Origin of the sequence: Kaistia soli DSM 19436, assembly GCF_900129325.1 — a bacterium.
Taxonomy (GTDB): Bacteria; Pseudomonadota; Alphaproteobacteria; order Rhizobiales; family Kaistiaceae; genus Kaistia; species Kaistia soli.
The window spans coordinates 217,886-228,952 of the sequence record NZ_FQUP01000005.1 but is presented as its reverse complement, the minus strand read 5'-3'; the positions used below and the strand labels follow the sequence as shown (position 1 = coordinate 228,952).

Genomic DNA, 11,067 nt, shown 5'->3' with positions numbered 1-11,067 from the left:
GGCCGACTACTGGAAGACCGGCCATTCCTATATCAAGCGCCGCGTCAACGCGCTGAACGCGCTCGCCGGCTTCGAGAAGTCGGGCCACTACTTCTTTAACAAGCCGGTCGGCCGCGGCTATGACGATGGTCTCGTCTCGGCGCTCGCGATCCTCGACATGCTCGATCGCAACCCCGGCAAGAAAATGTCGGAGCTGAAGAACGCACTGCCGAAGACCTGGGGATCGCCGACGATGTCGCCGCATTGCGACGACGAGACCAAATATGGCGTCATCGACAAGGTGGTGAAGCGCTTCGAGGACATGAGGGCGAAGGGCGAGCCGGTCGCCGGCCAGACGATCGTCGACCTCGTCACGGTCAATGGCGTGCGCGTCGTCAACGAGGACGGGACCTGGGGCCTCGTGCGGGCCTCGTCCAACAAGCCGGAAATGGTTGTCGTGGTGGAAAGCCCGGTCTCGGAGGCGCGGATGCGCGAGATGTTCCATGCCATCGACGGCGTGCTGCGCGAGAATCCGGAAGTCGGCGCCTACAACCAGACGATCTGACGACCGACAGGTGGCCACCTGAGGCCGCCTGTTCACAGCCGTCCTTTCCAGCGTGGCGCTCGCGAGAGCGGGCTGTGACTAAGCTGACTTGGGCGGACGTATTAAGTTAGCGCATGGTATCCACGTCCTTGACCAATGATCGCGGAGGCAGTCTGTCACCGTAAGGCACCAATGCGATCCTGGTCCGAGAAGCTAGGCCGCACACCCAAGGAAATCTTGGTGGATCGTCTTGTAAGCGCGCGCCCCCGGCGAATTTACAAGGTTGAGAAGGCCGCACATTCGGTCGCCGAGATGCGCAGAACCGACCCAGGACCTGCCCTCGCCAAAGCGGTTGCACTGGTGCTCGGCATGTCCGGTGGAGACGGAGATTCGCCTTATCTCGCTCATGCACCGACAGTAGCGCCCACGGCCCGCCGGACGCGCGAGGCGCTGACATCGGCCAGAAGCGAAGCGGCAATCGCCGTGGCAGCTTCGGGATCACGAAGACGAATACTGTCGACGAGTCGCTCGTGCAGTTTCACCGCCTCGCGCGGACGAATTCCACGCAGAGCATTGACGCGGAGGCAATAACCGTCTGTCGGCGTGATGACGGCGGCCAGTTGCTCGAATATCCGGTTGCCGCTCGCCTTCATCAACGCACGATGAAAACCGGCATCCGCCGCCACATAAGCCTTGATATCATCGAGCCGCGCGGCGGCCGACATCTCCGCAAGCGCCGCCTCCAACGCAGCGAGATCGGCGCCGGTTGCGGCACCAGCCGCCATCGCCGCCGCCGCCGGCTCCAGCCAGAGGCGGGCGGCAATGAGGTCGGCGAGGAGTGCGTCGGCATGATCGGCTGCGACCATCCAGTCGATAAGCTGCGCGTCGACCACAGACCAGTTGCGCCGCGGCTGCACGATGGTGCCGAGGCGCGGCCGCGCCTTTACGATTCCTTTGCCAGAAAGCACCCGCAGCGCTTCGCGCAATGCGCTGTGGCTGACCTCGAGCTCGGTACAGAGTACGGATTCCGCCGGCAAGGGCTCGCCCTCCCGGTAGATACCGCCGAGGATCCGCCCGACCAGGGTTTCGAGCATGCCGGCATGCACACGAGGCCGCCCGAGGGCAGCCTTCATGCCGCCGGACGACCCATCCCGGGTCGTCGATGACGGCGCGACAGCCGTAGCGGCCATGGCGTCATCTTCACCGGCATCGCCGCCGCCGAGCGGCTCGGGTGACTGGTCGCGGCGACAGACAAGCCGGTCGTTCTCGACGGTCAGCGTCGCCGCATGGATCACGGTGCGCCGGTCAGAGAAGGTGACTGCCTCTGCCGTGTGCGCCGCCGACCAGTGCGGGTGCGTGAAGTAATAGATCGCGGCCCGGTCACCGAGCGGGACAACGTCGGCATGGCGTCCAATCTGGCGGTCGAGCGGATCGGAGCCGGGCCGGTCGAGGATGAGGCCCTGACGGTCCCAGGCGCGCGCATCGGATGACCGGAAGGCGGCGAGGCCCCGCCATTCGTCGACGATCATCCAATACCAACCGCCGAGGGCGAACACATTCGGTCCCTCGTGACCGGGTGCCGGCGGGATGGCGACGCCCTCAACCGTCCATTCATAAAGATCGGGGCTCGCCGCGACACCCGTGCCCGAGCCGTTGCCCTCGTCCTTGTACCAGAGGCGATAGAGCCCGTCCGGGCAGCGCGCGACGGCAGCGTCAATCACGTAGTCCGAACTAAGCGCGATCGGGCCGATGCGCCGCCAGCTCATGAGATCATCGCTGACGAAATGCACAATCTGGCGTTTGTGGCCGGGCCAGCGGTCGGGCGTGCCGGAAATATAAGAGAGATACATGTGATATTCGCCTTCGGCGAAGATCACTTCCGGTGCCCAATGCGTATTGAGGCCGGGGTCGGCGGGATCGTCGAGCCCCTGCACCGTACCGCGATAGTGCCAGCTGCGGCCGCCATCGCTCGATACGGCGATGCCGATCGGACTGCCATGCACCCAGGCGACGCCCGGCCCTTCGAAGGTGGCACGCCGGTTTGTGTAGAACATCCACCACTCGTTCGTGCCGCGGCGACGGATAACGGTCGGGTCGGCCGCTCCGTCGAGAACGGGGTCGGCGAAAATCGGCGCGGACAATCGGGCATCTCCTCACGGGCAAGACCGCCGACGACGATCCATAAACTGGACCCCGCGGCGCGGACACAAGCCAAATGTTCGGATAAATAGAGACTTGTCAACGGAGCATTATTTTGTTTATTCGGATGAATGGCGGGACCGTTCGCGGCCCCTCCTGTGGCGAACTGGAGGGTTCGCTGCATCAAGACCATGAAGGGGAGGAATGATTCGATGATCGGCAAAGATTGCACACACCAAGGGCACAGCCGCGGTCTTCGGCGGATGGCGGCCGCGACCATGCTGATCGCGGGCAGCCTGCTCGCTGCAGTCCCGGCAGTTGCGGAGCCAACCCATCTCAGCTTCTTCTCGTGGGACAACGAGCAGGTGATGAAGCCGGTGATCGCGGCCTTCGAGGAGGCCAATCCTGACATCAGGATCGATTTCTCCAACGCGCCGCCGGTCAATGAATATGTGCAGACGCTTCAGACGCGGCTCCTCTCCAACACGGCTGCGGACGTCTTCATCATCGCCGCCGAAAACAAGAACGCGCTGATTGATGGCGGCTTCGTCAAGGATCTCTCGGGCTACGATTTCATCAAGACGATGAACCCGCAGAACCGCGCCGCCTATGGCGCGGACGGCAAGGCCTATGGCCTCTCGCTCGCCTCGTGGGGCGGCGGAATTCTCTACAACAAGGCGCTGACCGACAAGGTCGGCATGACTGAACCGCCGAAGAGCTGGGACGAGTTCCTCGCCCTTGCGAAAAAGCTGAAGGACGCTGGCATCACGCCCTATTACGACGGTGTGCAGAGCGGCAACCTCATGCCGCTCTATGCCCTTATTGGCCTCGCCTTCTCCAAGGAAGGCGGCAATGTTGACCAGAAGATCTTCTCAGGTCAGACCAGCTTCGAGAAGGAATGGACCGGGCCACTGTCCCTCTATGCGAAGCTTTATGACGATGGTCTGATCAGTCGCGATGTTCTTGGTCTGTCTGACGATCAGATCGTCAATGAATTTGCGACTAGTAAGGTCGCGATGATGGGCGCGGGACCTTGGAATCTACCAGCAATTCGCGGCATCAATCCGCAGATCGAGATGAACTTCATGGCAGTGCCTGGCCCGGTGTCCGGGGAGAGCTTCCTGTCCGGCGCTCCATCGCCGGGCTATGCCATCAATTCGGCGACCGAGCATTTGCAGCAGGCTGAAGCCTTCCTGACCTTCTTGGCTTCGCCAGAGGCCGTGAAACTCTATCACAAGTCCTCCGGCGCGATCACCACGACCGCGGACTACAAGCCCGACCTCGATCCCGCACTCGCCGCGATTTATGCCGGTATCGAGGCGAGCCGGATCTATCTGCCGATGACATCCTGGCCACGCGCGCAAGACGCGCTCCACACCGAGATGGTGGCGCAGATCCAGAACATGGTCGCCGGCGGCATAAAGCCGGCCGACGTAGGCAAGGCCCTCGACGCAAAGCTGGCCGACAGTCAGTAGACGCGCGAACGGGCTGAAGCGGGGCGGCCGCCACTCCTCCCACGGCCGCCCCGCCCTTAGTGGAGTTCACAGTGAACATCGACAGAAATGTGATCGTCGGCGTCGCGCTGCCTGGAACCGTCCCACGCATGCAGACACTTCGCCACTGGTGGCGCGAGGCCATGGCGAGGCAGGTCTTTCTGCTTCCGATCGCAGTGGTCTTCCTCGCACTTTTCCTGATCCCGCTCGGCCAGACGCTCTGGTACAGCCTTACGGATTTCAACGGCTACTCGCGTGCGCTGCGCTTCGTCGGCATCAAAAACTACGTCCGCGCATTCACCGATCCCTCGATGATCGCCTCGCTCGGCTACACTTTCTTCTATGCCGTCTCCACGACGATCGTAGTGACGGCGCTTGCCATCCCGCTCGCCATCGCGCTGAACCAGCACTTCCTTGGACGTAACGCCGTCCGCGCGGTTTTCTTCTTCCCCGCCATCCCCAGCATCGCCGTGCTCGGCCTCGTCTGGTCCTTCATCCTGTCGCCGCTGCCATCGGGCGCCGTCAACACCGTGATTGGGCTCGTCGGTCTTGGGTCAGTGCCCTGGCTCTCCGATCCGATGCTCGCGCGACTTTCCACGGTGCTGGTCTCCGTCTGGGGGCAAACCGGCTGGCACGCGATCCTCTATCTCGCCTATCTGCAATCGATCCCAAGCGATTTCTACGAGGCGGCGGCGATCGATGGCGCCAATGCGCGGCAGCGTTTTTTTCATCTGACGCTGCCGCTCCTCGCGCCGGCCGTCACGGTAAGTCAGATGCTGCTGCTCACCGGCGGGCTCAAGGTGTTCGACCTGCCCTATACGCTGACCAAAGGCGGCCCTGGCTATGCGACGACAACGCTGTCGCAAGTGATCATCCGCCGGGGACTGGGAGAAGCGAAGTTCGGCGAGGCCTCGGCGCTCGCTGTCGTTTTCATGCTGCTGGTGCTGGCCGTGGTCGTCGCGCAGTTCGCGATCTCACGCCGTCTTGAAAGGCGCCTTTAGATGCACCGCCAGAACAGCAAGATGTTGGCCCTGCTCAGCATCACCATGATCGCGCTCGCGGTCATCATGGGCTTGCCCTTCTACTATATCATCGTCAACACGTTGAAAACGCAGCAGGTAGCCGGCAATTCACCTTTCGGCCTGCCGTCTCGGCTGTTCCTCGACAACTACCTTTCCGTGTTCCGGACCGTTCCGATTCTGCGGAGTGCGCTGAACACGCTCTACATTACCGGCGCATCAGTGTTCCTCATGCTGCTGATCGGCTCCATGGCGGCCTATGGCATGATCACGCGGCGCACCGCGCTCAACAGGCTGTTCGGAGCCGCCTTGCTGCTGGCCTTCATGGTGCCGTTCCAGTCGACACTCATTCCGCTCTACCAGATGCTGGCGCGGGTTCATCTCGTCGACAGCCTGAACGGGCTCGTCGTGATGTACAGCGCCGGCTCGATCTTCTGTTACTTCCTCATTCTCGGCTATATGCGCACGGTGCCGTTCGAGATCATCGAGGCGGCCCGCATCGACGGGTGCGGCACCTTTGGCATCTACTGGCGGATCGTCCTGCCGCTGATCCGGCCGATCCTGATCACGGTCGGTGTCTTCCAGACGATGTGGGTATGGAACGATTTCATAACGCCGACCGTGTTCCTGAGTTCTCCCGTCAACAAGACTTTGGTGCTGCAGGTCTATTCCGCGGTAGGGCAGTTTGCGATCAACTGGCCGGCCTTCATGACGCTGACGGTTATCGTGCTCTTCCCAGTTGTTGTCTTCTTCATCGCGATGCAGAAGCACATCGTAAACGGACTCGTCAGCGGCGGTATCAAGGGCTGAGCTCGCCACTCAAAAGGCTTTAGGCTGTGGTGACGATTATCTAGTTGAGCCATAGCATGACGCTTGCGATTTTGATCAAGCCTGTGAAATTCGCGGCCAGATCGTCGTATCGGGTTGCGATGCGGCGCCGTTGTTTGAGTCTGGCGAAGGAACTTACGATACCCCGTCGCTGCTTGTAGGCGATGCGGTCATAGGAGCGCTGATTCCTGCGGTGGCCGCGGGGTGGAATGACTGGCTGGCCACCCTGATTGAGGATGATGTCCTGGAGGCTATCGGTGACATAAGCGCGGTCAGCCAGCACTTGCCCGGCACGCTTGCCCTTCCGCGTCTCCATTCGCTATCAGCAACATCCTCTTGCAGGGAACGACACACATGAACAGCCTGGTCGGAAAGGTCGCTTGGATCACGGGCGCAGGCAGCGGCATCGGACAGGCGGTGGCGACCGCGCTGGCCGACGCCGGCTGTACCGTCGTGCTCACCGGTCGGCGCCAGGACGCGCTCGAGCAGACGGCTCAGACCATCACCCGCGACGGCGGAAAGAGCGTTGTCAGAGCCGGCGACCTCACCGATGCCGAAACGGCAGAATTGATCGTCGGTGAAATCGAGGCGCGGTTCGGGCGGCTCGACATTCTCATCAACAATGCCGGCGGCAACATCGTTGACCGTGCCTGGAAGGACCTCACTAGCAGCAGCATCGATACGCTCATCGCCAGCAATCTGTCGGCCGCATTCTACTGCGCCACCGCCGCGATGCATCCGATGCGCAAGGCCGGGCAAGGCCAGCTGATCCATATCGCGTCATGGGCCGGCAAGTTCATCCATCCCGTGAGCGGACCGGCCTATACCGCTGCAAAGCATGCCGTCGTAGCAATGAGCCAAAGCATCAACATGGAGGAATATCGCAACGGCATCCGCTCGACGGCCATCCTGCCGGCGGAGGTCGCGACGCCGATTCTCGACAAGCGTCCGACGCCGCCGTCATCAGAAGAGCGTGCAGAGATGCTTCAGCCGGCTGATCTTGCAGCGCTCGCGCTGTTCATCGCGACGCAGCCCGCTTCGGTCTGCCTCAACGAGGTCGTCATCAGCCCCAGGCTGAACAAATTCTACGAACGATAGCGCGGGACGACCATTGCTGCTGCAACGCCCCAGTGTCCCGGCAGAACACTGGGGCCCCAGCGGACCAACCCGAAATCACGCGTCCGGCTTGGCGGCCGTCAGTTTCGGCGTGTCGTCGCGCTGGCCCCATTCGTGCCAGGAGCCGTCATAGAGCGTCCAGTTCCCGTTGCCGGCCCGCTCGATCATGAAACCGAGGATGGCGGCCGTAACGCCAGACCCACAGGTGGTGATCACTCGGCCGCGGACATCGACACCCGCATCGGCAAACACCTTGGCCGCGGCCTCAGTGTCGACGAAGGCGAAATTATTCGCTGGGTCGAAGAACTTCGCCCAAGGCGTGTTGATGGCGTTGGGCATGTGGCCGCTCGCGACGCCCGGATAGCCTGAGCCCTCCGTTCCATCGAAGCGAGCCGCCGTGCGCGCATCGACGACGATCACACCGCTTCCCAGCGCGGATCGCACATCCTCAATGTCCGCGACCCGGCCAGGCAGAAGAGCAGCTTCGAAGACGGCAGGGGTTGGCTGCCCGGCATCGCCCGCCTCGACCGGCCGCCCTTCCGCGACCCATTTACGCAAACCGCCGTCAAGAATGCGCACATTGTCGTGCCCAAAGACGCGGAACATCCACCACAGGCGCGCCGAGACATAACCGCCGTCGTAGATGATCACGGTCGTCTCGTTATCGATGCCGAGACGGCCGATCTCGGTTGCCCAAAGTTCCGCTGACGGCAGCATGTTCACATAGGGCGAGGTGGGGTCCGACACGGCGCTCAGATCGATGAACCGAGCGGTGGGGATGTGGCTGCGACGGAAATCGTCGATCGCCTGCTTGCCTGAATCCGGCAGGTACCAGGAACAATCGAGCACGGCCAGTTTGTCATCGCCAAGATGCGATGCGAGCCAATCCGTCGTTACAAGCCAATCACTCATCGTCTTTCTCCAGCAGAAATGGAACGACGCTTAAGGCGGGTAGCCGCCGTCGTTCGTGGTCGCAATGTGCATCAGCTGTCCAGAATCGGGCAGCGCCTGACGAAGGAGCGGCATGCGCCGGTCGCCAGCGCCGAAGCCCCCATCGGCCGGGCCGAACTCCCCTGTGCGGTAGCGCGCCGCTGCGCGATCTCCCGCCGCCTGGGCGGCAGTGGGGGGATATCGCACACACGCGCGGACAGCGATCACCCCACTTTTCGAGTACGCGAAGCGATTGCGGAGCCCTCAAAGCCCCCCCGGCAATCAGACTAGACCGGTGCGCCGTTGGGAAGCCGGCCCTGCGCAGCATGGAAATTGTGTTTCTCCCTGTCCGATCCGCACAGAAAATCGTACCTTCAATCATACACGATAAATTCAATATAGATAGTGGAGTAAAGATTGCCCAGGTCGCTTGGGCACTGAAATCCCAAAGGAATTTCCACCGATGTCGACGAAGACAACGATTGCCGCGATCGCTCTCGCGGCGCTTGCGGCTGCTCATGCTTTCCCCGCTTCGGCGGCGCCGAAGGGTAAGGACGCTGAGGTCACCATCCTCGTTTCGTCGCTCACCTACGCCTTCCCGCATTTCGTTTTCCTGCAGGAGCAGTTGGAAGATGAAGCCTCCAAGATCGGCAAGGTGAAGATCCTCAGGGCGGACGGGCAGCTGAGTGCGCCGAAGCAGATTGCCGATATCGAAGCCGCCGTCGTGCAGGGCGTCGATGGCATCATCATCGCCCCGGCCGATGCCGACGCACTCGCTCCGGCCGTGAAAGCCGCAATCGATGCCGGCGTGCCGGTCGTGACCATCGATCGTCCGGTGAATGGCGTTCCCGAGGTTCTCGCCAATGTGGCGGCCGATAACGTTAAGGGCGCCGAGCGTCAGGGAGAGGCGATCGCCGCCCAGTTCCCGAAGGGTGCGACGCTGATCAACCTGCAGGGCATCCCCGGCGACAAGACCGCCAATGACCGCAACAAGGGCCTCCATACGGTCCTCGACAAGCAGCCCGATCTCTACAAGTTCGTCTCCGAGCAGACCGCCCGCTTCAGTCGCGACCAGGGCCTCTCTGTCACCGAAAATATTCTGACCGGCCTTCCTGAAGCGCCGCAGGTGATCGTCGCCGCCAATGACGACATGGCTCTCGGCGCCGCACAGGCCGTCGAGGCCCGCAAGCTCAACGGCAAGATTGCCATCTATGGCTATGACGGTTCGACGGACGCTCTCAAGGCCGTCAGCGACGGCTCGCTCGCGGCAACCGTTGATCAGTTCCCCGGCAAGCAGGGACGCGTCGCCGTCAAGACGCTGGTCGACTTCATTCGCGAGGGCACCAAGCCGGCTTCAGCCGACATCCTCGTCGAGCCGATTGCCGTCACCAAGGCCAATCTTTCCGAGGCTGAGCGCATCGGCACCGTTACGCAATGATCGGATCCGGCAGCAATGCCAGAGGCGCGGTTTCATCGGGTGGCGTTGCGCCACCCGATGAGGCGTTTCTGGGCGTCCACGATCTTACGAAGAATTTTTTCGGAGTGACCGTTCTCGACGGAGTTTCGCTGTCGCTCACAGCTGGCAAGGTGCATGCGCTTCTTGGCGAGAACGGCGCCGGCAAGTCGACGCTGATCAATCTCCTCAGTGGCATTCATCAGCCGGATGGCGGCACGCTCCGCATCGACGGACAAGTGGTCGCGTTCTCCGGACCGACCGACGCACAGCGGCGCGGTATCTCGACCATCCACCAGGAATTCAGTCTGTTTCCGACTCTGACTGTGGCTGAGACACTCTTCGCGGGCCGCTTGCCGGTCAACCGCATCGGCCTGGTTGACTGGCGCGGCATCGCTGCCAAGACCGAGGCTGTGATGCAGCAGCTCGGAGCCGATATCGCTCCGGGGCGACGCGTTGCGGATCTGAGCATTGCCGAGCAGCAGCTCGTCGAGATCGGACGCGCGCTGACCCTGAAATCCCGTCTGATCATCATGGACGAACCGACTGCGTCGTTGACGCCGCGGGAAGTGGGCCGCCTCAAATCGGTCATCCGCTCGCTGACGGCCGAGGGCGTCGCGATCCTCTTCGTCAGTCACCGGCTTGAAGAGGTCAAGGAGCTTTCCGATAGCTTCACCGTGCTGCGTGACGGCGCTGTTGTAGCGCGAGGGGAGATCGCAGATGCCTCCATTGACGATCTTGTGCGCTGGATGGTGGGCCGCGACCTGCTTGAAGAGGGCCGGCATCACGCGATCTCGACGCCGGGAGCAATCGTGCTCGAGGTTGATAATCTGTCGAGCAGGCCCCGCTCGGCCCGTTCGGCCTTTGTTGAGAGCATCAGCTTTGCGGTCCGCTCCGGCGAGATTGTCGGCCTGGCCGGCCTCGTCGGCGCCGGCCGCACCGAGATCGCGCGCCTGATCTTCGGGGCAGATCCGATCGGCAGCGGCTCAATTCGCTTGAATGGCCATCCGTTCCGGCCCAGCGGGCCGGGGGATGCCATCGCGGCGGGCGTCGCGCTTGTACCAGAAGACCGCAAGCATCAGTCGCTCTTTCCCTCGCTACCGATCAGCGAAAACTTCGCCGCCGTCGGTAGCGTTCGTCCCGGCCCATTCGGTTTCCTCCGCCGCAAGGCCGAGAGACTGGCCCTCCAGCAGTTTCGCGATCGGCTGAAGTTGCGCGCGGCAGGCGCCGATGCGCCGATCGCTACACTCTCAGGCGGCAATCAGCAGAAGGTCATTCTCGCGCGCTGGCTGGTGCTGAAGCCCCGTCTGTTGATCGTCGACGAGCCGACGCGCGGGGTGGACATTGGCGCAAAGTTGGATTTGCACCACCTTTTGCGCGAGCTCGCCGCTGATGGCGTCGCCATCCTGCTGATCTCGTCCGACCTGCCGGAAATTCTCGCGCTCAGCGACCGCATTCTGACCATCCGCAGCGGCCGTCTGACAGGCGAACTCGCCGGTCGCGAGGCCGACGAAGAGAGCCTGATGCGTCTGATGACGCTCCCCAAGGCGGCCGCCTGATACCCAC

At 62.6% G+C, this 11,067-nt stretch carries 8 protein-coding genes and 2 pseudogenes; 7 read left to right on the top strand and 3 right to left on the bottom strand.

The features are described 5' to 3' along the window. Positions 1–544: pseudogene (locus BUB39_RS20625) on the top strand (phosphomannomutase/phosphoglucomutase); the annotation flags it as partial. Positions 545–927: 383 nt separating this feature from the next. On the opposite strand, the gene BUB39_RS20620 reads toward BUB39_RS20625, so the two are convergent. Beyond that, positions 928–2,664 (bottom strand): FCD domain-containing protein, encoded by a 1,737-nt coding sequence (locus BUB39_RS20620; protein WP_073057559.1) that lies wholly within the window; start codon positions 2,662–2,664, stop codon positions 928–930. Positions 2,665–2,940: 276 nt separating this feature from the next. Between BUB39_RS20620 and BUB39_RS20615 the strand changes: the two genes are divergently transcribed. From BUB39_RS20615 to BUB39_RS20605, 3 genes are all read left to right on the top strand, one after another. Continuing rightward, on the top strand, positions 2,941–4,137 hold the full coding sequence (locus tag BUB39_RS20615) for an ABC transporter substrate-binding protein (RefSeq protein WP_210187119.1): 1,197 nt from the start codon (positions 2,941–2,943) through the stop codon (positions 4,135–4,137). Between the two features lie 71 nt (positions 4,138–4,208). Then, a complete protein-coding gene (locus BUB39_RS20610) occupies positions 4,209–5,156 on the top strand; it encodes a carbohydrate ABC transporter permease (protein WP_210187118.1) in 948 nt (315 codons plus the stop codon). Beyond that, positions 5,157–5,984, top strand: a complete 828-nt coding sequence (locus BUB39_RS20605) for a carbohydrate ABC transporter permease (RefSeq protein ID WP_073057554.1) — start codon at positions 5,157–5,159, stop codon at positions 5,982–5,984. It begins immediately after the preceding gene. Between the two features lie 40 nt (positions 5,985–6,024). On the opposite strand, the pseudogene BUB39_RS20600 reads toward BUB39_RS20605, so the two are convergent. Continuing rightward, positions 6,025–6,306, bottom strand: a pseudogene (locus BUB39_RS20600) (transposase); the annotation flags it as partial. A 50-nt stretch (positions 6,307–6,356) separates the two neighbouring features. On the opposite strand from BUB39_RS20600, the gene BUB39_RS20595 reads away from it, so the two are divergent. Then, positions 6,357–7,100 carry an SDR family oxidoreductase gene (locus BUB39_RS20595; protein ID WP_073057552.1) on the top strand — a complete coding sequence of 248 codons (744 nt, stop codon included), beginning with the start codon at positions 6,357–6,359 and terminating at the stop codon, positions 7,098–7,100. Between the two features lie 75 nt (positions 7,101–7,175). Here BUB39_RS20595 and BUB39_RS20590 read toward each other — a convergent pair whose 3' ends face one another. Continuing rightward, positions 7,176–8,030, bottom strand: coding sequence for a sulfurtransferase (locus tag BUB39_RS20590; protein ID WP_073057550.1), 855 nt, complete (start codon positions 8,028–8,030; stop codon positions 7,176–7,178). A gap of 481 nt (positions 8,031–8,511) precedes the next feature. On the opposite strand from BUB39_RS20590, the gene BUB39_RS20580 reads away from it, so the two are divergent. Further along, positions 8,512–9,486, top strand: a complete 975-nt coding sequence (locus tag BUB39_RS20580) for a substrate-binding domain-containing protein (RefSeq protein ID WP_073057547.1) — start codon at positions 8,512–8,514, stop codon at positions 9,484–9,486. Between the two features lie 104 nt (positions 9,487–9,590). Next, positions 9,591–11,060, top strand: coding sequence for a sugar ABC transporter ATP-binding protein (locus BUB39_RS20575; protein ID WP_244540327.1), 1,470 nt, complete (start codon positions 9,591–9,593; stop codon positions 11,058–11,060). Positions 11,061–11,067: the final 7 nt, after the last annotated feature.

What these genes read in the sequence shown, in the direction of transcription:
- BUB39_RS20615 (WP_210187119.1), top strand. Translation starts at nt 2,941, where the DNA reads ATGCTGATCGCGGGCAGCCTGCTCGCTGCAGTCCCGGCAGTTGCGGAG.
- BUB39_RS20605 (WP_073057554.1), top strand. Translation starts at nt 5,157, where the DNA reads ATGCACCGCCAGAACAGCAAGATGTTGGCCCTGCTCAGCATCACCATG.
- BUB39_RS20595 (WP_073057552.1), top strand. Translation starts at nt 6,357, where the DNA reads ATGAACAGCCTGGTCGGAAAGGTCGCTTGGATCACGGGCGCAGGCAGC.
- BUB39_RS20590 (WP_073057550.1), bottom strand. Translation starts at nt 8,030, where the DNA reads ATGAGTGATTGGCTTGTAACGACGGATTGGCTCGCATCGCATCTTGGC.
- BUB39_RS20580 (WP_073057547.1), top strand. Translation starts at nt 8,512, where the DNA reads ATGTCGACGAAGACAACGATTGCCGCGATCGCTCTCGCGGCGCTTGCG.